The organism is Pseudomonas sp. M47T1, from assembly GCF_000263855.1.
In the GTDB taxonomy this organism is placed as follows: domain Bacteria; phylum Pseudomonadota; class Gammaproteobacteria; order Pseudomonadales; family Pseudomonadaceae; genus Aquipseudomonas.
This window is the reverse complement of the sequence record NZ_AJWX01000014.1, coordinates 129,034-150,852: the sequence shown is the minus strand read 5'-3', so window position 1 is coordinate 150,852 and position 21,819 is coordinate 129,034. Positions and strand designations below refer to the sequence as shown.

Annotated in this window: 17 protein-coding genes; 13 read left to right on the top strand and 4 right to left on the bottom strand. The window is 63.9% G+C overall.

Annotated features, from left to right (window positions below; all coding sequences use genetic code 11):
• Positions 1-9 precede the first annotated feature (9 nt).
• The 6 genes from PMM47T1_RS16180 (at position 10) to PMM47T1_RS16155 (ending at position 7,446) form a co-directional block, all read left to right on the top strand.
• Positions 10-303, top strand: coding sequence for a BolA family protein (locus PMM47T1_RS16180; RefSeq protein WP_008370752.1), 294 nt, complete (start codon positions 10-12; stop codon positions 301-303).
• 241 nt (positions 304-544) lie between these two features.
• Positions 545-1,483: an oxygen-dependent tRNA uridine(34) hydroxylase TrhO gene (trhO, locus tag PMM47T1_RS16175; RefSeq protein ID WP_008370750.1), complete on the top strand. Its 939-nt coding sequence runs from the start codon at positions 545-547 to the stop codon at positions 1,481-1,483.
• A gap of 4 nt (positions 1,484-1,487) precedes the next feature.
• Positions 1,488-2,123 (top strand): DsbA family protein, encoded by a 636-nt coding sequence (locus PMM47T1_RS16170; protein ID WP_008370747.1) that lies wholly within the window; start codon positions 1,488-1,490, stop codon positions 2,121-2,123.
• Positions 2,116-3,948 carry an ABC transporter ATP-binding protein gene (locus PMM47T1_RS16165; protein WP_008370745.1) on the top strand — a complete coding sequence of 611 codons (1,833 nt, stop codon included), beginning with the start codon at positions 2,116-2,118 and terminating at the stop codon, positions 3,946-3,948. The genes PMM47T1_RS16170 and PMM47T1_RS16165 overlap by 8 nt, the downstream gene beginning before the upstream one ends.
• Before the next feature lie 198 nt (positions 3,949-4,146).
• Entirely contained in the window at positions 4,147-6,606 is a 2,460-nt protein-coding gene (locus tag PMM47T1_RS16160; RefSeq protein ID WP_008370743.1) for an EAL domain-containing protein, read from the top strand.
• Between the two features lie 45 nt (positions 6,607-6,651).
• Complete coding sequence (locus PMM47T1_RS16155) at positions 6,652-7,446, top strand: TenA family transcriptional regulator (RefSeq protein ID WP_008370741.1); 795 nt, start codon at positions 6,652-6,654, stop codon at positions 7,444-7,446.
• A 3-nt stretch (positions 7,447-7,449) separates the two neighbouring features.
• Here PMM47T1_RS16155 and PMM47T1_RS16150 read toward each other — a convergent pair whose 3' ends face one another.
• The 4 genes from PMM47T1_RS16150 to PMM47T1_RS16135 form a co-directional block, all read right to left on the bottom strand.
• Complete coding sequence (locus PMM47T1_RS16150) at positions 7,450-8,190, bottom strand: YciK family oxidoreductase (RefSeq protein ID WP_008370739.1); 741 nt, start codon at positions 8,188-8,190, stop codon at positions 7,450-7,452.
• A gap of 140 nt (positions 8,191-8,330) precedes the next feature.
• Positions 8,331-9,002 carry an N-acetylmuramic acid 6-phosphate phosphatase MupP gene (mupP, locus tag PMM47T1_RS16145; RefSeq protein WP_008370738.1) on the bottom strand — a complete coding sequence of 224 codons (672 nt, stop codon included), beginning with the start codon at positions 9,000-9,002 and terminating at the stop codon, positions 8,331-8,333.
• A gap of 3 nt (positions 9,003-9,005) precedes the next feature.
• Positions 9,006-9,704, bottom strand: coding sequence for a bifunctional 2-polyprenyl-6-hydroxyphenol methylase/3-demethylubiquinol 3-O-methyltransferase UbiG (gene ubiG / locus PMM47T1_RS16140; protein ID WP_008370735.1), 699 nt, complete (start codon positions 9,702-9,704; stop codon positions 9,006-9,008).
• Between the two features lie 65 nt (positions 9,705-9,769).
• Positions 9,770-11,101 (bottom strand): TRZ/ATZ family hydrolase, encoded by a 1,332-nt coding sequence (locus PMM47T1_RS16135; RefSeq protein WP_008370733.1) that lies wholly within the window; start codon positions 11,099-11,101, stop codon positions 9,770-9,772.
• 113 nt (positions 11,102-11,214) lie between these two features.
• Here PMM47T1_RS16135 and mtnA point away from each other — a divergent pair, with 113 nt between their 5' ends.
• The 7 genes from mtnA to cmk all read left to right on the top strand — a co-directional run bounded on the left by mtnA (position 11,215) and on the right by cmk (position 21,762).
• Complete coding sequence (gene mtnA / locus PMM47T1_RS16130; RefSeq protein ID WP_008370731.1) at positions 11,215-12,291, top strand: S-methyl-5-thioribose-1-phosphate isomerase; 1,077 nt, start codon at positions 11,215-11,217, stop codon at positions 12,289-12,291.
• A 420-nt stretch (positions 12,292-12,711) separates the two neighbouring features.
• Positions 12,712-15,354, top strand: coding sequence for a DNA gyrase subunit A (gene gyrA / locus PMM47T1_RS16125; RefSeq protein WP_008370728.1), 2,643 nt, complete (start codon positions 12,712-12,714; stop codon positions 15,352-15,354).
• A 181-nt stretch (positions 15,355-15,535) separates the two neighbouring features.
• A complete protein-coding gene (gene serC, locus PMM47T1_RS16120; protein ID WP_008370727.1) occupies positions 15,536-16,621 on the top strand; it encodes a 3-phosphoserine/phosphohydroxythreonine transaminase in 1,086 nt (361 codons plus the stop codon).
• Positions 16,621-17,715, top strand: a complete 1,095-nt coding sequence (gene pheA, locus PMM47T1_RS16115) for a prephenate dehydratase (RefSeq protein WP_008370726.1) — start codon at positions 16,621-16,623, stop codon at positions 17,713-17,715. Before serC ends, pheA begins: the two co-directional genes overlap by 1 nt.
• Before the next feature lie 9 nt (positions 17,716-17,724).
• A complete protein-coding gene (gene hisC / locus PMM47T1_RS16110) occupies positions 17,725-18,834 on the top strand; it encodes a histidinol-phosphate transaminase (protein ID WP_008370725.1) in 1,110 nt (369 codons plus the stop codon).
• 31 nt (positions 18,835-18,865) lie between these two features.
• Positions 18,866-21,076, top strand: coding sequence for a bifunctional prephenate dehydrogenase/3-phosphoshikimate 1-carboxyvinyltransferase (locus PMM47T1_RS16105; protein WP_043301167.1), 2,211 nt, complete (start codon positions 18,866-18,868; stop codon positions 21,074-21,076).
• Positions 21,073-21,762, top strand: a complete 690-nt coding sequence (gene cmk, locus PMM47T1_RS16100; protein WP_008370721.1) for a (d)CMP kinase — start codon at positions 21,073-21,075, stop codon at positions 21,760-21,762. The genes PMM47T1_RS16105 and cmk overlap by 4 nt, the downstream gene beginning before the upstream one ends.
• Positions 21,763-21,819: the final 57 nt, after the last annotated feature.

Sequence of the window (21,819 nt, the reverse complement as noted above, 5' to 3'; positions counted from 1 at the left end):
GGGCTGATCATGTCCATGCAGCAACGCATTGAAGAGGCGCTGGGCGCCTTGCACCCGGCCCACCTGCAGGTGCTCGACGAGAGCCACATGCACAGCCGCGGTCAGGAAACCCACTACAAGGTGGTGTTGGTCTGCGAGCAGTTTGCAGGCCTCAGCCGCGTGAAGCGCCAGCAACGGGTGTATGCCGCCGTGGGTGAGCTGATGGGGCAAATCCATGCCCTGGCCCAGCACACCTACACCCCCGAGGAATGGGCACAGGCGGGCGCCGCGCCTGCCTCGCCTACTTGCGCGGGCGGGCATTGATCCAGGGCAATACTTCCTGGGCCGGTTTTTGATAGAATTGGCCCAGACGTAGTTACCCTCGCTGCGGTAAGGGTTCTGTGGGAGCGGGCTCTGCCCGCGAAGAGCATACCTCGGTGCCTCAGGCGCCACGCGGGGTGTTCTTCGCGGGCAGGGCCCGCTCCCACAGTCGTTTTACGTACATTCAATCATTCATCACAACCCGGTCCGTCCTTTACGAGGACAACCACCAGGAGTTTTATCCATGACACAAGCCATTGTCGTGGCGGCACTGTACAAGTTCGTCACCCTGGAAGATTACGTCGATCTGCGCGAGCCCCTGCTCAACGCCATGGTCGACAACGACATCAAAGGCACCCTGTTGATTGCCGAAGAAGGCATCAACGGCACCGTCTCCGGCACCCGCCAAGGCATCGACGGCCTGCTGGCCTGGCTGCGCAACGACCCGCGCATGGTCGACATCGACCACAAGGAATCGTACTGCGACGAGCAGCCGTTCTACCGTACCAAGGTCAAGCTCAAGAAAGAGATCGTGACCCTGGGCGTGCCCGGCGTGGACCCCAACCGCAAGGTGGGTACCTACGTGGAGCCCAAGGACTGGAACAGCCTGATCAACGACCCTGAAGTGCTGTTGATCGACACCCGCAACGACTACGAAGTGGCCATCGGCACCTTCGAGGGCGCCATCGACCCCAAGACCACGTCGTTCCGCGAGTTCCCCGACTACATCAAAGCCCACTTCAACCCGGCGGTGCACAAGAAGGTGGCGATGTTCTGCACCGGCGGCATTCGTTGCGAGAAGGCCTCCAGCTACATGCTGAGCGAAGGCTATGGCGAGGTGTTCCACCTCAAGGGCGGCATTCTCAAGTACCTGGAGCAAGTGCCCCAGGCGGAGTCCAAGTGGCAGGGCGACTGCTTCGTGTTCGACAACCGTGTCACCGTGCGTCACGACCTCACCGAGGGTGACTACGACCAGTGCCACGCCTGCCGCACACCCATCAGCGTGGAAGACCGCGCCAGCGAGCACTACGCCCCCGGCATCAGCTGCCCGCACTGCTGGGACAGCCTGAGCGAGAAAACCCGCAAGAGCGCCATCGACCGCCAGAAACAGATTGAATTGGCCAAGGCGCGCAACCTTCCGCACCCGATAGGCCATAATTACCGTAAAGCCGCCCAGGACTGATCCCATGCAGACACGCCTGCTGTACGTGATGGACCCCATGTGTTCCTGGTGCTGGGGTTTTGCCCCGGTGGCCGAGGCGCTCATCCAGCAGGCGCGAGCGGCCGGCGTAGGCGTGCACCTGGTGATGGGTGGCTTGCGTACCGGTGGCGGGGCTGCGCTGGAGGCGTCGCTGCGCAGCAGCATTCTGCACCACTGGCACGCGGTGCATGACGCCACGGGCCAGCCGTTCCAGTTCGAGGGCGCGCTGCCCGAAGACTTCGTCTACGACACCGAGCCCGCCTGCCGGGCGGTGGTGGCGGTGCGCAGCCTGGACGAAGGCGCGGCCTGGGCCATGGCCAAGCTGATCCAGCAGGCGTTCTATGCGCAGGGCCGCGACGTGACCAAGGTGGCGGTGCTGGTGGAGCTGGCCGAGGCTGCGGGCATTCCGCGCATCGAATTCGCCGCCGCCTTCGACAGCGCCGAGCAATTGACCGCCACGGCGGATGATTTCAGTTGGGTGCGCGACCTCAACATCGCCGGTTTCCCCACCATGCTGGCCCAGCGCGGCGGGCAGATGGCGCTGCTGACCAACGGCTATCAACCGCTGGACGAACTGGCACCGCTGTTGGCCCGATGGCTGGAGAGGGCTGCCCATGCTTGACCTGCCCGGGCCTACCGAATTGCCCTTGCGCCCAGCGCCAGTCGCTCCCGACCGGCTCAGTTGGGCACACATTCGGCAACTGGCCCTCAGGCACCGCAAGTCGCTGTGGATCGCCAACGGCGTGGCCGTGCTGGCCACCCTGTGCAGTGTTCCCATCCCGCTGCTGTTGCCCTTGCTGGTGGACGAAGTGCTACTGGGCCACGGCGACACCGCGTTAAAGGTCATGAACCAAGTGCTGCCAGGCGCCTGGCAGAAGGCAGCGGGCTATATCGGCCTGATGCTGTTGGTCACCTTCGGCCTGCGCTGCCTGTCGCTGGTGTTCAACGTGGTGCAGGCCAAGCTGTTTGCAGGCCTGGCCAAGGACATCGTTTACCGCCTGCGTATCCGCCTGATCGAGCGCCTCAAGCGCATTTCCCTCAGCGAGTACGAAAGCCTGGGCGGCGGTACCGTCACCACTCACCTGGTCACCGACCTGGACACCCTGGACAAGTTTGTCGGCGAAACCCTCAGCCGCTTCCTGGTGGCCATGCTCACCCTGGTGGGCACCGCCACCATCCTGATGTGGATGAACTGGAAGCTGGCGCTGCTGATTCTGCTGTTCAACCCCTTGGTGATCTTCGCCACCGTGCAGTTGGGCAAGCGCGTCAAGCACCTCAAGAAGCTTGAAAACGACAGCACCGCCCGCTTCACCCAGGCGCTGACCGAAACCCTGGAAGCCATTCAGGAGGTGCGTGCCGGTAACCGCCAGGGCTTTTTCCTCGGCCGGCTGGGCCAGCGCGCCCGTGAGGTGCGCGACTTTGCCGTGGCCTCGCAGTGGAAAAGCGATGCCTCGGGGCGGGCCAGCGGCTTGCTGTTCCAGTTTGGCATCGACATTTTTCGCGCGGTGGCCATGCTCACCGTGCTGTTCTCCGACCTGTCCATCGGCCAGATGCTGGCAGTGTTCAGTTACCTGTGGTTCATGATCAGCCCGGTGGAGCAACTGCTCAACCTGCAATACGCCTACTACGCTGCCGGCGGTGCCCTGACCCGCATCAACGAATTGCTGGCCCGCGCCGACGAGCCGCAGTACCCCGGTGGCGTCGACCCGTTCAGGAACCGCGACACCGTGGGCATCGAGGTGCGCGACCTGAGTTTCGGTTATGGCGAGGACAAGGTGCTGGAGCACCTGGACCTGTCCATCGCGCCGGGCGAGAAGGTGGCCATTGTCGGCGCCAGCGGCGGCGGCAAGAGCACCCTGGTGCAGTTGCTGCTGGGGCTTTATACGCCCCAGAGCGGGGTGATCCGCTTTGGCGGCTCCACCCAGCAGGAAATCGGCCTGACTACCCTGCGCGAGCACGTCGCGGTGGTGCTGCAACACCCCTCGCTGTTCAACGACAGCGTGCGGGCCAACCTCACCATGGGCCGTGAGCGCAGCGACGAAGCCTGCTGGCAGGCGCTGGAAATCGCCCAGCTGGACGCCACCATCCGCGCCTTGCCCCAGGGCCTGGACAGCATTGTCGGCCGCTCTGGCGTGCGCCTGTCCGGCGGGCAGCGGCAGCGGTTGGCCATCGCCCGCATGATTCTGGCCCAGCCACGGGTGGTGATTCTCGACGAGGCCACCTCGGCGCTCGATGCCGCCACCGAATACAACCTGCATCAGGCCATGGCGAAATTCCTGAGTGGGCGCACCACACTCATCATTGCCCATCGCCTGTCGGCGGTGAAGCAGGCTGATCGGGTGCTGGTGTTTGATGGCGGGCGCATTGCCGAAGACGGTGATCATCAGCAGTTGATCGCCGACGGCGGCCTGTACGCACGCCTCTACGGGCACTTGCAGCAGGTCTGAATTGTCCGGTTATCGGCACATTTGTACCAAAGACAACGCTAGCCATTCGTTTGAGTGGGCCTGTAAAGTGCCGCGTTGAACGAAATGTGTTGCCTGGCCATCAAGAGTCCTCTAATTGTGCGGTTTTGGCCTAGGCTAAGCTGATGTGAGTGGAGTTTTCCTGGATGGTTGTCTGGCTCTGCTGATGCAAGGGACCTCATGAAGCAAAATCGGACTCTCGAAACGCCGAGATTATTGGGCATCGTCTGGCCATTTATCGCAGTCGTACTGTTTCAGGCATTGTTGGGTTGCATCAGCCTTTACGCATTGTCGGCAGTGCGCGGCTATGTGGCCGGTGAGAGTCTGTGGTCCAAGGGCCAGAAGGACGCCATCTATTATCTGAACCTCTACGCCGACAGCCGCGACGAGCGCATTTTCAGCAAATACCAGGCTGCCATCGCCGTGCCGCAGGGCAGCCACGACCTGCGCGTGGCCCTGGACCGGCCCACCCCGGACCTGGTGGCCGCCCGCCAGGGTATCCTGCAGGGCGGCAACCACCCGGACGATGTGTCCAGTCTGATCTGGCTGTACCTCAATTTCCGCCACTTCAGCTACCTGGAGCGCGCCATCGAGCGCTGGACCGTGGGTGACAGCTACCTGGTGCAACTGGACTCGGTGGCCCGGCAAATGCACGCCGGTATCACCTCTGGCAGCGCCAGCGATGAAGACATCATGCGCTGGAAGGACCAGATACTGGCCATCAACGACGGCGTCACGCCAGCGGCCAAGGCCTTCAGCGACGCGCTGGGCGAAGGTTCGCGCTTCCTCTGGCGGCTGTTGATGGTGGTCAACCTCACCACTGCGGTGCTGTTGATTGCCCTGGCCCTGTGGCGGGTGCACCGCCTGTTGAGCCAGCGCCATGCCTTTGCCAACGCCCTGGAGCTGGAAAAGGAGCGGGCCCAGGTAACCCTGGCGTCCATCGGCGACGGCGTGATTGCCACCGACTTCGAAGGCTGCATCGCCTACATGAACCCGGCGGCCGAACAGCTTACCCACTGGAATGCCGAGCAGGCCGCAGGGCTGCCGTTGGCGTCGCTGTTCAACCTGCTGGACGAAAACGCCGAAAAAGACAGTTTCACCCTGATCGAGCACATCCTCGGTGGCCAGCTGACCGGGGGCAGCGAGCACGCCAAGCTGATCCAGCGCCTGGACGGCAGCACCGTGTCGGTGACCCTGGTGGGCGCGCCCATTCGCACCGATGGGCGCATCAGCGGCACCGTGCTGGTGCTCCACGACATGACCCAGGAACGCCAGTACATCGCCAACCTGTCGTGGCAGGCCACCCACGACGCCCTGACCGGCCTGGCCAACCGCCGCGAATTCGAATTCCGCCTGGAGCAGGCGCTGGGCAATGTCAGCCGCAGCCAAAGCCGCCACTCGCTGATGTTCCTGGACCTGGACCAGTTCAAGCTGGTCAACGACACCTGTGGCCACGCCGCTGGCGACGAACTGCTGCGCCATATCTGCACGTTGCTGCAGTCGGGGCTGCGCGACGGTGACACCCTGGCGCGGCTGGGGGGCGACGAGTTCGGCATTCTGCTGGAAAATTGCCCGGCCGACGTCGCCGAGCGCATTGCCGAAAGCCTGCGCCAGACCGTGCAGAACCTGCACTTCGTGTGGAAGGGCCGGCCGTTCGTGACCACCGTCAGCCTGGGCCTGGTGCATATTTCCCAGGCGCCCACCACCCTGGAAGCGTCCTTGCGTGCCGCCGACATGGCCTGCTACATGGCCAAGGAAAAGGGCCGCAACCGCGTGCAGGTGTACCACGCCGACGACACCGAACTGTCCATGCGCTTTGGCGAAATGGCCTGGGTTCAGCGTTTGCACATGGCCCTGGAAGAAAACCGCTTCGTGCTGTACGCCCAGGAAATCGCCTCGCTGGGGCGCACGGACAGTTCCGGCGGGCATATCGAGATCCTGTTGCGCCTGCACGATGAAGGCGGGCGCATGATCATGCCTGAAAACTTCATTCCGGCCGCCGAGCGCTACGGCCTGATGACCGCGCTGGACCGTTGGGTGGTGCAGAACGTGTTCAAGATCGTCCAGCAATGCATGAGCGAGGGCGCCAAGGGCCCGCTGGCCATCTGCGCGATCAACCTGTCGGGCACCAGCATTGGCGACGAGGCGTTCCTGGAGTACCTGCGCGAGCAGTTCCAGCGCTTCTCCATTCCGCCTGAGCTGATTTGTTTCGAAATCACCGAAACCGCGGCCATCTCCAACCTGGGTAGCGCCATTCGCTTCATCAATGAGCTCAAGGGCCTGGGCTGCCGCTTTTCGCTGGACGATTTCTGTGCGGGCATGTCTTCGTTCGCCTACCTCAAGCACTTGCCGGTGGACTTCCTCAAGATCGACGGCAGTTTCGTCAAGGACATGCTCGATGACCCCATCAACCGGGCCATGGTCGAGGTCATCAATCACATCGGCCACGTAATGGGCAAGCAAACCATCGCCGAGTTTGTGGAAACTCCACTGATAGAGCAGGCATTGCTGGAAATCGGGGTGGATTATGCTCAGGGTTATCTGATAGAACGTCCACAGGTATTCACCTGCGAAAGTCTGCAGCGTCGTGACGTACGGCCCCGGCCCCTGTTGTTCAAGGCGCCGGGCACGTTTCGCTGATGGCTGTAGCCGTGACCATCACTCCAAAAAGAAGGAATCTGAAAAGTGATCGAGGCGTTCGTTCGTACTGGCCCCCTTATGGAAGCCACCAGTTACCCGCTCTGGGCCCAACAGCTGATTCGTGACTGCAGCGAAAGCAAGCGTCGTGTGGTGGAGCACGAGCTGTACCGCAGCATGCGCGACGCCACGTTGAGCGCCAAGACCATGCGTCAGTACCTGATTGGTGGTTGGCCGGTGGTCGAGCAGTTTGCCCTGTACATGGCGCAAAGTCTGACCAAGACCCGTTTTGGCCGCCACCCTGGCGAAGACATGGCCCGGCGCTGGCTGATGCGCAACATTCGCGTGGAGCTCAACCATGCCGATTACTGGGTGAACTGGTGCAATGCCCATGGCGTCAGCCTGGAAGATCTGCAGGCGCAGGACGTGCCGGCCGAACTTCTGGCGCTGAGCCACTGGTGTTGGCAAACCACGTCTGCCGACTCGCTGATTGTCGGCATCGCCGCCACCAACTACGCCATCGAAGGGGCCACGGGCGAATGGTCGGCCGTGGTCTGCGCCAACGATATCTATGCCAATTCGTTCCCGGAGGAAGGGCGCAAGCGCGCCATGAAGTGGCTGAAGATGCACGCCCAGTACGACGATGCCCACCCGTGGGAAGCGCTGGAGATCATCTGCACCCTGGCTGGGCACAACCCCACCAAGGCGCTGCAGGCCGAGCTGCGCCGCGCCGTGTGCATGAGCTACGACTACATGTTCGGCTTCCTGGAGCGCTGCATGGCCCTGGAGCTGGAACAGCGGCCTGTGCGCCGCGAGCGCGTTGCCGCGGTCGCCCAGCACTAAGGGTTACTGGGCGTTGAAGGCCTGGCCGTTGACGCCTGCGCTGTCGGCACCCATCAGGTACAGATAGACCGGCATGATGGCCTCGGGCAGCGGGTTCTTTTCCGGCGCCTCCGCCGGGTAGGCCTGGGCCCGCATGCTGGTACGCGTGGCGCCCGGGTTGACACTGTTGGCCCGCAACGTGCCCATGCCATCCAGTTCGTCGGCCAGGGTCTGCATCAGGCCTTCGGTGGCGAACTTGGACACCCCATAGGCACCCCAGTAGGCCCGGCCCTTGCGCCCCACGCTGCTGGAGGTGAACACCACCGAACCGTCGTTCGACAGCTTCAGCAGCGGCAGCAGCGTGTTGGTCAGCATGAACATGGCGTTGACGTTGATGTGCATCACGCGCATGAAGTGCTCGCCGGCCAGTTGATCCAGCGGTGTGCGCGGGCCGATGATGGAGGCGTTGTGCAGCAGGCCGTCCAGGCGCCCGAACTCGTTCTCGATCATCACCGCCAGTTCGTCGTACTGGTGGGGCAGGGCGGTTTCCAGGTTGAAGGGGACGATCACCGGCTTGGGATGCCCGGCGGCTTCAATCTGGTCGTAGACCTGGCTCAGGTTGGCTTCGGTCTTGCCCAGCAGCAGTACCGTGGCGCCGTGGGCGGCGTAGGTAACGGCAGCTGCGGCACCAATGCCCCGGCCAGCGCCGGTGACCAGGATGACGCGGCCCTGGAGCAGGGCGGGTGGGGCGGTGTAGTCGAACATGGAGGAAAAGCTCCCACGGTTTGGGCAATTTGTGGGAGCGGGCCCTGCCCGCGAAAAGGGCGCCGCGGTGTCTTGGGTATTTCGCGGTGTGCTTTTCGCGGGTAGAACCCGCTCCCACGCATGGGTTGTCTGGCGGACGGTCAGCAGCTACACAACGCCTGATCCAGCACCTTGCGCAAATCCAGCGGGTGGTCCACCACCACGTCGGCGCCCCAGTGGCTGGGGTTGTCGTGCGGGTGAATGTAACCGTAGCGCACCGCAGCGGTACGCGTGCCCGCATCACGGCCGGACTCGATGTCGCGCAGGTCGTCACCCACGAACAGCACGCTGGCCGGGTCCAGGTCGAGCATCTTGCAGGCCAGGATCAGCGGTTCCGGGTTGGGCTTGCTGTGGGTCACGTGGTCGGGGCAGATCAGCAGGGCCGAGCGCTCGGCCAGGCCCAGTTGCTGCATGATAGGCTCGGCAAAACGCACCGGCTTGTTGGTGACCACGCCCCAGCGCAGGCCGGCCCGTTCGATGTCTTCCAGCAGTTGCGCCATGCCTTCATACAGGTGGCTGTGCACGGCGCAGCCTACCTGGTAGCGCTCCAGGAACTCCAGGCGCAAGGCCTCGAACTCCGGCGCCTGGGGCGACAGGGCGAAGGTGGCCGAGACCATGGCCTTGGCCCCGCCCGACACTACGTCGCGAATCAGCTGGTCATCGATGGCCGGCAGGTTGCGGTCGGCCAGCATTGCCTGGCAAATGGCGATGAAGTCCGGCGCCGTGTCGAGCAGGGTGCCGTCCATGTCGAAGAGAACTGCTCTCAAGCGCATTGATCACTCCTCCCGCAGGGTCTGGACCATGTAGTTGACGTCGACGTCGGCGGCCAGCTTGTAGTGCTTGGTCAGCGGGTTGTAGGTCAGGCCAATGATGTCCTTGACCGACAGGCCGGCCGCACGGGCCCAGGCGCCCAGCTCGGAGGGGCGAATGAATTTCTTGAAGTCATGAGTGCCGCGCGGCATCAGCTTGAGGATGTATTCGGCGCCGATGATCGCGAACAGATACGACTTGGGGTTGCGGTTGATGGTGGAGAAGAACACCTGGCCGCCCGGCTTGACCATCTTGAAGCAGGCACGGATCACCGAGGAGGGGTCGGGCACGTGTTCGAGCATTTCCAGGCAGGTGACTACGTCGAACTGGCCGGGCATTTCCTCGGCCAGCGCTTCGGCGGTGATCTGCCGGTATTCCACCTGTACGCCGGATTCCAGCTGGTGCAACTGGGCCACGGCCAGCGGGGCCTCGCCCATGTCGATGCCGGTCACAGTGGCGCCGCGCAGGGCCATGGCTTCGCTGAGGATGCCGCCGCCGCAGCCCACGTCCAGGACTTTCTTGCCCGACAGCCTGGCGCGCTCGTCAATCCAGTTGACGCGCATGGGGTTGATGTCGTGCAGCGGCTTGAACTCGCTCTCGCGGTCCCACCAGCGGTGCGCCAGGGCTTCAAACTTGGCGATTTCGGCGTGGTCGACGTTACTCATGGGGTGTCCTCTGAAAACTTGCTTGAATTCGGTGTAAGGCCGGTGGCGGGTGGGCCACCGCGCGGTTATTCGTGCCGGGCGCCAATGCGCTGGCCCCAGTGGGCAGCGGTTGCCGCCAGTGCCTGCTCGTCCAGGCGCGTGAGCTGCCGGTCGTCGAGCAGGTGTTTGCCAGCGACCCAGACGTGCTTCACGCAGTCCCGGCCGGTGGCGTAGATCAATTGCGAAACCGGGTCGTACACCGGCTGTTGCGCCAGGCCCGACAGGTCGAACGCCGTAAGGTCGGCGGCCTTGCCCACTTCCAGCGAGCCGATGGCCGCTTCCATGCCCAGGGCGCGCGCACCATTGAGCGTGGCCATGCGCAGGGCGCGGTGGGCGTCCAGGGCGGTGGCGTTGCCGGCCACGGCCTTGGCCAGCAGCGCTGCGGTACGGGTTTCGCCCAGCAGGTCCAGGTCATTGTTGCTGGCGGCGCCGTCGGTGCCAACTGCCACATTGACGCCGGCCTGCCACAGGCGTTCCACCGGGCAGAAGCCGCTGGCCAGTTTCAGGTTGGATTCGGGGCAATGCACCACGCTGGTGTTGCTTTCTACCAGCAGAGCCAGGTCGTCGTTGCTGACCTGGGTCATGTGCACGGCCTGAAAGCGCGGGCCCAGCAAACCCAGGCGGGCCAGGCGGGCCAATGGGCGCTCGGCCTTGGCGGCCAGGGCCTGCTCCACTTCGCCGGCGGTCTCGTGCACATGCATCTGGATGGCGGCGTCCAGTTCGTCGGCCAGCACGCGGATTTTCTCCAGGTTCTCGTCGCCCACGGTATAGGGGGCATGAGGGCCAAAGGCAATGCTGATGCGCGGGTGGTGCTTCAGGTCGCTGAACAGTTCCACACCCTGGTGCAGCGCCTCATCGGCCGTGCGGGCGCCGGGAATGGGGAAATCCAGCACCGCAATGGTGATTTGCGCGCGCATGCCGCTGTGGTGCACGCGTTCGCTGGCCGTGCGCGGGTAGAAATACATGTCCGAGAAGCAGGTGATGCCGCCCTTGAGCTGTTCGGCAATGGCCAGGTCGGTGCCGTCGCGCACGAAATCCTCGTCCACCCAGCGGCCTTCGGCCGGCCAGATATGCTCCTGCAGCCAGGTCATCAACGGCAAATCGTCGGCCAGGCCGCGGAACAGGGTCATGGCGGCATGCCCGTGAGCATTGACCAGGCCTGGGGTCAGCAGCATGCCCGGCAGCTCGCGCACTTCATGGGCCTGCAACCGCAGGGCTTCCGTTCGCGGGCCAATGAACACTATATTGCCATCACGGACACCCAGGCCATGATCCTTCAGCACCACCCCGGCCGGTTCCACAGGCACCAGCCAAGTGGGCAGCAGCAACAGGTCTAGGGGCTCGGCAGCGTTGGGCATGGTGGGTATCCAGTGCTTTGGTTCGGTGATGGCGAAGTATACCCGAGCGTCTTCGTCGGGGGCTCGCTATAATCGGCCGCTTTTGATGTCAGCTTTCAGATTAGGGGTGGGCAATGCGCGATCGTCTATTGGCAGCAGAAAAAGTGAAGGCCATCGATTGGCGTGCCGACGCCCTGTATTTGCTCGATCAGCGTGTGTTGCCCCACGAAGAAACCTGGCGGGCCTACAGCGACGCCGCTGGGGTGGCCGAGGCCATTCGTTCGATGGTGGTGCGCGGTGCGCCGGCCATTGGCATCAGCGCCGCCTACGGCATGGTGCTGGCGGCCCGGCAGCGCCTGGCCCAGGGCGGCGACTGGGTAGCGGCGCTGGAACAGGATTTCACCCGGTTGAGCCAGTCGCGGCCTACTGCCGTTAACCTGTTCTGGGCGCTGGGGCGCATGCGCGAGCGCCTGGAACGGGTAAAGGACAGCCCCGACGCCCTGGCGGCGCTGGAAGCCGAGGCCATCGCCATCCATGAAAGCGACCGCGAAGCCAACCTCACCATGGCCCAGCTGGGCGTGGACCTGATTCGCCGTCACCAGGGGAACGTCCAGGCCTTGCTGACCCACTGCAACACTGGCGCCCTGGCCACGGGTGGCTTCGGCACGGCGCTGGGTGTGATTCGCGGTGCGTTTATCGAAGGCATGGTGGAGCGCGTCTACGCCGATGAAACCCGCCCCTGGCTGCAGGGCTCGCGCCTGACGGCCTGGGAACTGGCCAACGAAGGCATCCCGGTCACCGTCAACGCCGACTCGGCTGCCGCGCACCTGATGAAGACCAAGGGCATCACCTGGGTCATCGTCGGCGCCGACCGCATCACCGCCAACGGCGACGTGGCCAACAAGATCGGCACCTACGGCCTGGCGGTCACCGCCATGCACCACGGCGTGCGTTTCATGGTGGTGGCGCCCAGTTCCACCATCGACATGAGCCTGGCCAGTGGCGAAGACATTCCCATTGAAGAGCGTGATGGGCGTGAGTTGCTGGAAGTGGGTGGCCAGCGGGTGGGGGCGGACGTGGATGCGTTCAATCCGGTGTTCGACGTGACGCCGGCGGACCTGATTGATGCAATCGTGACCGAAAAGGGCATTGTCGAGCGGCCAGATGCGGCAAAGATGGCGCAATTGATGTGCCGCAAGCGGTTGCATTGAGCTCTGCAGTCACTTTGCATCCCGCGGCGGGTAATCGCCTGCCCGTTGAGCCCGCCCGGCCCTGCGCGGGTTGGCGCCTGCTTCGCGGCCGCGGCCCGCTCCTGCTGGTGGTTCGCTTGAGTAAAGTGGGCATCGCGCACGCCGCAAATCCCCCCAAAAGCCCCTCAGAGCCACCCCACGCCCGATTACCCGTCAATTAATGGGTTTGCAAGCCTTGCAGGGGATAGGTCCCTGACGGCGATTGTGGTAACATCCGACGGTTTCCAGGGTCGCCCTTTGGTGCGGCCCCCACTGCGCAGATCCACAGCATAACTCGTTGATTTGTCGTAAGTCGCCTCACGGCATTGGCCGTCGGCGGCGAGCTTCGTTCGTCCCAATGGATGTGACGGAGTTTCACCAGAAAAAGGAATCAGGCTTCTCATGGGCGAACTGGCCAAAGAAATCCTCCCGGTCAATATCGAAGACGAGCTGAAACAGTCCTACCTCGACTACGCGATGAGCGTGATTGTCGGGCGTGCACTGCCTGATGCGCGTGATGGCTTGAAGCCCGTGCATCGCCGCGTTCTGTTTGCGATGAGTGAACTGGGTAACGACTGGAACAAGCCGTACAAGAAATCCGCCCGTGTGGTCGGTGACGTGATCGGTAAGTACCACCCGCACGGTGACACTGCGGTCTACGACACCATCGTGCGTATGGCCCAGCCCTTCTCCATGCGTTACCTGCTGGTAGACGGCCAGGGCAACTTCGGTTCGGTGGACGGCGACAACGCCGCGGCCATGCGATACACCGAAGTGCGCATGACCAAGCTGGCGCACGAGATCCTGTCCGACCTGCACAAGGAAACCGTGGACTGGGTGCCCAACTACGACGGCACCGAGCTGATCCCGGCGGTCATGCCTACGCGCATCCCGACCCTGCTGGTCAACGGTTCCAGTGGTATCGCCGTGGGCATGGCCACCAACATCCCGCCGCACAACCTGGGCGAGGTCATCGATGGTTGCCTGGCGCTGATCGACAACGCCGACATCACGGTTGATGAACTGATGCAGTTCATCCCGGGGCCGGACTTCCCGACCGCCGCCATCATCAACGGCCGCGCCGGCATCATCGAAGCCTATCGCACCGGTCGTGGCCGCATCTACATGCGTGCGCGCTCCACGGTCGAAGACATCGACAAGGTAGGCGGCCGCCAGCAGATCGTCGTTACCGAGCTGCCGTACCAGCTGAACAAGGCTCGCCTGATCGAGAAGATCGCCGAGCTGGTTAAAGAGAAGAAACTGGAAGGCATCACCGAGCTGCGTGACGAGTCCGACAAGGACGGCATGCGCATCGTCATCGAACTGCGTCGTGGCGAAGTGCCGGAGGTGATCCTCAACAACCTCTTCGCCCAAACCCAGATGCAGGCGGTGTTCGGTATCAACATCGTCGCCCTGATCGACGGTCGCCCGCGCATCCTCAACCTCAAGGACCTGCTGGAAGCCTTCGTTCGCCATCGTCGCGAAGTGGTAACCCGCCGTACCGTGTTCGAGCTGCGCAAGGCCCGTGAACGTGGCCATATCCTGGAAGGCCAGGCCGTGGCGCTGTCGAACATCGACCCGGTCATCGCCCTGATCAAGGCATCGCCCACGCCGTCCGAGGCCAAGGAAGCCCTGATCAACACCGCCTGGGAATCCAGCGCCGTGGTGGCCATGGTGGAAGCGGCGGGCGCCCAGTCCTCGCGTCCCGAGAACCTGGACCCGCAGTTCGGCCTGCGTGAAGGCAAGTACTGGCTGTCGCCGGAACAGGCCCAGGCCATTCTGGACTTGCGCCTGCACCGCCTCACCGGCCTGGAGCACGAGAAGCTGCTGGCCGAGTACCAGGAGATCCTCAACCAGATCGGCGAACTGATCCGCATCCTCAGCAGTGCCGAGCGCCTGATGGAAGTGATCCGCGAAGAGCTGGAAGTGATCCGCGCCGAATTCGGCGACGTGCGCCGCACCGAGATTCTCGATGCGCGCCTGGACCTGACCCTGGGTGACATGATCCCGGAAGAAGAGCGCGTGGTGACCATCTCCCACGGCGGCTACGCCAAGACCCAGCCACTGGCTGCCTACCAGGCCCAGCGCCGCGGCGGCAAGGGCAAGTCGGCCACTGGCGTGAAGGACGAGGACTACATCGCTCACCTGCTGGTAGCGAACAGCCATACAACGCTGCTGCTGTTCTCCAGCAAAGGCAAGGTGTACTGGCTCAAGACCTACGAGATCCCAGAGGCATCCCGTGCCGCCCGTGGTCGCCCGCTGGTCAACCTGCTGCCGCTGGAAGATGGCGAGTACATCACCACCATGCTGCCGGTAGAGGAATACACCGAAGGTCATTTCATCTTCATGGCCACCGCCAACGGCACCGTGAAGAAGACCCCGCTGGAATCCTTCAGCCGCCAGCGCAGCGTGGGCCTTATCGCCCTGGAACTGGACGAAGGCGACGTGTTGATCAGCGCGGCCATCACCGATGGCGAGCGTGAAGTCATGCTGTTCTCCGACGGCGGCAAGGTCACCCGCTTCAAGGAATCCGACGTACGGGCCATGGGCCGTACTGCCCGTGGTGTGCGCGGCATGCGCCTGCCGGAAGGCCAAAAGCTGATTTCCATGCTGATCCCGGAAGAAGGCAGCCAGATCCTCACCGCTTCCGCACGCGGTTACGGCAAGCGCACTGCCATTGGCGAGTTCCCGGAGTACAAGCGTGGCGGCCAGGGCGTTATCGCCATGGTCAGCAACGAGCGCAACGGCCGCCTGGTAGGGGCTGTACAGGTGCTGGACGGTGAGGAGATCATGCTGATTTCCGACCAGGGCACCCTGGTGCGCACCCGTGTCGACGAAGTCTCCAGCCTGGGCCGTAACACCCAGGGCGTCACGCTGATCAAGCTGGCCAGCGACGAAACCCTGGTAGGCCTTGAGCGCGTGCAGGAACCATCGGAAGTCGAGGGCGAGGAATTGCTCGAAGGCGAAGAGGGTGTCGAAGCGTCGGTTGAAGGTGTAGAAACGCCCGATGACCTGGCGGGCGACGACGAGTTGCCGCAGGAATAAATTGTTGTGATGGATCATGGGGGCACTTCGGTGCCCTCAGTGATATTTGGGTGGTACCCCCTTCGCGGGCAGAGCCCGCTCCCACCAAGGCAAATAAGCGCGAATTGCCTGTGTGGGAGCGGGCTCTGCCCGCGAAGGGTTCGCCACCGATCTAACGAATTCAAGCAGAGCGAGAGTGGATGTGAGCAACCGAGCCTTTAACTTCTGCGCAGGTCCAGCTGCGCTCCCTGAAGCTGTCCTGCAACGCGCCCAGGCCGAGATGCTGAACTGGCGTGGCAAGGGCCTCTCCGTCATGGAGATGAGCCATCGCAGCGACGACTACATGGCCATTGCCGCCAAGGCCGAGCAGGACCTGCGCGACCTGCTGTCCATTCCCTCCCATTATAAAGTGCTGTTCCTGCAAGGCGGCGCCAGCCAGCAGTTCGCCGAGATCCCGCTGAACCTGCTGCCTGAAGGCGGTACCGCCGACTACATCGAGACCGGCATCTGGTCGAAGAAGGCCATTGAGGAAGCGCGTCGCTACGGCAACATCAATGTCGCGGCCAGCGCCAAGCCTTACGACTACCTGGCCATCCCGGGCCAGAACGAGTGGAACCTGACCCCAGGCGCCGCCTACGTTCACTACGCCTCCAACGAAACCATCGGCGGCCTGGAATTTGACTGGGTACCGCAGACCGGTGACGTGCCGCTGGTGGTGGACATGTCGTCCGACATCCTCTCGCGCCCCATCGACGTGTCGCAGTACGGCATGATCTACGCCGGCGCGCAGAAGAACATCGGCCCCAGCGGCCTGGTGGTGGTGATCATTCGCGAAGACCTGCTGGGCCGCGCCCGCAGCGCCTGCCCAACCATGCTCGACTACAAGATCGCGGCCGACAACGGCTCGATGTACAACACCCCGGCCACCTATTCCTGGTACCTGTCGGGCCTGGTGTTCGAGTGGCTCAAAGAGCAGGGCGGCGTCGACGCCATGGAAGCGCGCAACCGCGCCAAGAAGGACCGCCTGTACGGTTTCATCGACAGCAGCGAGTTCTACACCAACCCTATTTCCCACAACGCCCGCTCGTGGATGAACGTGCCGTTCCGCCTGGCCGACGAGCGCCTGGACAAGGCCTTCCTGGCCGGTGCCGACGCCCGTGGCCTGCTGAACCTCAAGGGTCACCGCTCAGTAGGTGGCATGCGTGCCTCCATCTACAACGCCCTGGGCCTGGATGCTGTTGAAGCGCTGGTGGCCTACATGAGCGAGTTCGAGAAGGAAAACGCCTGATGTCCGACCAGGAGCTGAAGGCCCTGCGGGTTCGCATCGATGCGCTGGACGAGAAAATTCTCGAACTGATCAGCGATCGCGCCCGCTGCGCCGAAGAAGTGGCCCGTGTGAAAATGGCCTCCCTGGCTGAAGGCGAGGTGCCGGTGTTCTACCGGCCCGAGCGTGAAGCCCAGGTGCTCAAGCGCGTGATGGAACGCAACAAGGGGCCGCTGAGCAACGAAGAGATGGCGCGCTTGTTCCGCGAAGTCATGTCCTCGTGCCTGGCCCTGGAAAACCCCCTGAAAGTCGCTTACCTGGGCCCTGAAGGTACCTTCACCCAGGCCGCGGCCATGAAACACTTCGGCCACGCCGTCATCAGCAAGCCGATGGCGGCCATCGACGAAGTGTTCCGTGAGGTGGTGGCCGGTGCGGTCAACTTCGGCGTGGTGCCGGTGGAAAACTCCACCGAGGGTGCGGTCAACCACACCCTGGACAGTTTCCTGGAGCACGACATGGTCATCTGCGGGGAGGTGGAGCTGCGTATCCACCACCACCTGCTGATCGGTGACAGCACCAAGACCGATTCCATCACGCGCATCTACTCCCACGCCCAGTCGCTGGCCCAGTGCCGCAAGTGGCTGGACGCCCATTACCCCAACGTCGAGCGCATTGCCGTGTCCAGCAATGCCGAGGCGGCCAAGCGGGTCAAGGGCGAGTGGAACTCGGCGGCCATTGCCGGCGACATGGCGGCCAGCCTCTACGGCCTGCAACGCCTGGCTGAAAAAATCGAGGACCGCCCGGACAACGCCACGCGGTTCCTGATCATCGGCAGCCAGGAAGTGCCGCCGACCGGCGACGACAAGACCTCGATCATCGTGTCCATGAGCAATCGCCCGGGCGCGCTGCACGAGCTGCTGGTGCCGTTCCACGACAATGGCATCGACCTGACTCGCATCGAAACCCGTCCGTCACGCAGCGGTAAATGGACCTACGTATTCTTCATCGATTTCGTTGGCCACCACCGTGATCCCCTGATCAAGGGTGTGCTCGAACAAATCAGTCAGGAAGCTGTGGCACTCAAGGTGCTGGGCTCCTACCCGAAAGCGGTTCTTTGAGGTTTAGTGATGAGTGATTTTCTCGCCCTGGCACAGTCGGGCGTACAAAAACTGTCGCCTTACGTGCCTGGCAAGCCAGTGGACGAGCTGGCCCGCGAGTTGAACCTGGACCCAGCCAACATCGTCAAGCTGGCCAGCAACGAAAACCCGCTGGGCGCCAGCCCCAAGGTGCGTGAAGCCATTGCCAAGGCATTGGCCGAGCTGACGCGCTACCCTGACGGCAACGGTTTTGAGCTCAAGACCCTGCTGGCCGAGCGCTGCCGCGTGCAGCTCAATCAGGTCACCCTGGGCAACGGTTCCAATGACATCCTTGAGCTGGTGACCCGTGCCTACCTGGCGCCGGGCCAGAACGCGGTGTTCAGCGAGCACGCTTTTGCTGTCTACCCCATCGTGACCCAGGCCGTAGGCGCCGAGGCGCGCGTGGTGCCGGCCAAGGACTGGGGGCACGACCTGCCGGCCATGCTGGCGGCCATCGACGCCAACACCCGCATCGTGTTCATCGCCAACCCCAACAACCCCACCGGCACCTGGTTCAATGCCCACGCGCTGAGCGACTTCCTGCGTGACGTGCCGTCGGACGTACTGGTGGTGCTGGACGAGGCCTACATCGAATACGCCGTGGGCGGCGAGCTGCCTGACGGCCTCGACTACCTGGCCGAGTTCCCCAACCTGCTGGTGTCGCGCACCTTCTCCAAGGCTTACGGCCTGGCGGCGCTGCGGGTCGGCTACGCGTTGTCGTCGCCGGTCATCGCCGACGTGCTCAACCGCGTGCGCCAGCCGTTCAACGTCAATAGCCTGGCCTTGGCGGCCGCCTGTGCGGCGCTGGCCGACAGTGACTACCTGGCCAAGAGTCGCGAGCTCAACGAGTTCGGCATGCAGCAACTGGAAGACGGTTGCCGGGCCCTGGGCCTGGGCTGGATCCCGTCCAAGGGCAACTTCCTGTGCATCGACCTCGGTCGCGTGGCGGCCCCGGTGTTCCAGGGCTTGCTGCAAGAGGGCGTGATCGTGCGCCCGGTGGCCAACTACGGCATGCCCAATCACCTGCGGGTGACCATTGGCCTGCCCACCGAGAACGGCCGTTTCCTGGACGCGCTCAGCAAGGTCCTGGCCCGTGGTTGATGGTGTTTCGGCTGTTGTAGCGCCAGCGCCGCTGGTCGGTCGCCTGGTGGTGGTCGGCCTCGGGCTGATCGGTGGTTCGTTTGCCAAGGGTGTCCGCGAAAGCGGCCTGTGCGGCGAAGTGGTGGGCCTGGACCTGGATCCGCAGTCGCGCAAGCTGGCGGTGGAGCTGGGCGTGGTCGACCGCTGCGAAGAAGATCTGGCTGCCGCCTGCCAGGGCGCCGACGTGATCCAGTTGGCCGTGCCCATCCTGGCCATGGAAAAACTGCTCGGCAAGCTGGCGACACTCGACCTGGGTGACGCCATCCTCACCGACGTGGGCAGCGCCAAGGGCAACGTGGTGCGTGCCGCCCGTCAGGTGCTGGGCGCGCAGCAACTGCTCAATTTTGTGCCCGGGCACCCCATTGCCGGGTCTGAGCAGAGCGGGGTGGAAGCCTCCAACGCCCAGCTGTTCCGTCGCCACAAAGTCATTCTTACGCCGCTGGAAGAAACCGCACCCCGTGCCCTGCACGTGGTCGACGCCCTGTGGCGTGCCCTGGGTGCCGATGTGGAGCACATGGCCATTGAGCGCCATGACGAAGTGCTGGCAGCCACCAGCCACTTGCCGCATCTGCTGGCTTTCGGCCTGGTGGACTCGCTGGCCAAGCGCAACGAAAACCTGGACATCTTCCGCTACGCGGCGGGCGGTTTCCGCGACTTCACGCGCATTGCCGGCAGTGATCCGGTGATGTGGCACGACATCTTCCTGGCCAACCGCGATGCAGTGTTGCGCACCCTCGACACCTTCCGCAGTGACCTGGATGCCCTGCGCGACGCGGTGGACGTGGGTGACGGCCAGAAGATGCTGGGTGTGTTCACCCGCGCGCGCATGGCGCGCGAGCATTTTGGCAAGATCCTTGCGCGCCGCGCCTACGTGGACAAGCGCGAGGCCTGCGACCTGAACTTCATCGCCGCCCCGGGCGGCAGCCTGGCCGGGCGTATTCGCGTGCCGGGCGACAAGTCCATTTCGCATCGCTCGATCATGCTGGGTTCGCTGGCAGACGGCACCACCGAAGTCGACGGCTTCCTGGAAGGCGAGGACGCCCTGGCCACCCTGCAAGCCTTCCGCGACATGGGGGTGGTCATTGAAGGCCCGCACCACGGCCGCGTGACCATTCATGGCGTGGGTCTGCATGGCCTGCAACCGCCGCCGGGGCCGATCTATGTCGGCAATTCGGGTACCACCATGCGTTTGCTGGCCGGCCTGCTGGCGGCCCAGCGTTTTGACAGCGTGCTCACGGGCGATGCGTCCCTGTCCAGGCGCCCCATGAATCGCGTGGCCAAGCCGCTGCGCGACATGGGCGCGCGCATCGACACCGCGGCCGACGGCCTGCCGCCCCTGACCATACAGGGTGGCCAGGCCCTCAAGGCCGTGGACTACACGCTGCCCATGGCCAGTGCCCAGGTCAAATCCAGCCTGCTGCTGGCGGGTTTGTACGCCGAAGGCGAAACCCGCGTCACCGAACCGGCCCCCACCCGCGATCACACCGAGCGCATGCTGCGCGGCTTCGGCTACCCGGTGAATCGCGAAGGCGCCACCGTGTCACTGGCTTCGGGTCATGGCCTGCGTGCCACGCGCATCGAAGTGCCGGGCGACATCTCCTCGGCGGCGTTCTTCCTGGTGGCCGCGTCCATTGCCGAAGGGTCGAACCTGGTACTGGAACATGTGGGCATCAACCCCACCCGTGCCGGTGTCATCGACATTCTTAAGCTGATGGGTGCCGACATTCGCCTGCAGAACCAGCGCGAAGTGGGCGGGGAACCCGTGGCCGACCTGCACGTGCGCTACGCGCCGCTCAACGGTATCGAGATCCCGGCGGCCCTGGTGCCGCTGGCCATCGATGAATTCCCGGTGCTGTTCGTCGCCGCAGCCGTGGCCCAGGGGCGTACCGTGCTGCGCGGCGCCCAGGAGCTGCGGGTAAAAGAATCGGATCGCATCCAGGTCATGGCCGACGGTCTTCAGGCCCTGGGTGTAAACTGTCAGCCAACCGAGGACGGCATCATCATCGACGGCGGCGCACTGCGCGGCGGCGAAGTACAGGGGCAGGGCGATCATCGCATCGCCATGGCCTTCAGCGTGGCATCGCTGCGGGCCAGCGCGCCCATTCGCATCCTCGATTGCGCCAACGTCGCCACCTCCTTTCCCAACTTCCTGGCCTTGTGTGGCCAGGTCGGGATCCGTGTAACAGAAGAGGGCAAGTCGTGATTTCCCACGCGCCAGTAATTACCATCGACGGCCCAAGCGGTTCGGGCAAGGGCACCGTTGCCGGCATCCTGGCCAAGCGCCTGGGCTGGAACCTGCTCGACTCCGGCGCCCTGTATCGCCTGCTGGCCTTCAATGCCGGCAACCACGGCGTAGCCCTGGACAACGAAGACCTGCTGGCCCGCCTGGCCGCACATCTGGATGTGCAATTCATTGCCGCCACCGAAGGCCAGCTGCAACGCATCATTCTGGAAGGTGACGAAGTCAGTACCGTCATCCGCACCGAAACCGCCGGCGCCGGCGCCTCCAAGGTCGCGGCCCTGCCGGCCGTGCGCGCGGCCCTGCTGGAGCGCCAGCGCGCCTTCCAGGAAGCGCCGGGGCTGATCGCCGATGGCCGCGACATGGGCACCGTGGTGTTCCCCGACGCGCCGTTGAAGATCTTCCTCACCGCCAGTGCCGAGGAGCGTGCGCGTCGTCGTTACTTGCAGTTGAAGGGCAAGGGCGAAGATGTTAGTCTGTCGAGTCTGCTAGATGAGATACGTGCGCGCGATGAGCGTGACACCCAGCGAGCGGTAGCCCCGCTCAAGCCGGCGGCTGACGCCATACAGCTGGATTCCACGGAATTGTCCATCGAGCAGGTGCTGGAACGCATCATGAGCGAAATCGCGCTGCGCGATATCGCCGGGTGACCAGAAAGCGTACGGGAAACCAGTCCCTAGCCTGTGCGCCTTCTTTACTTTGAACGA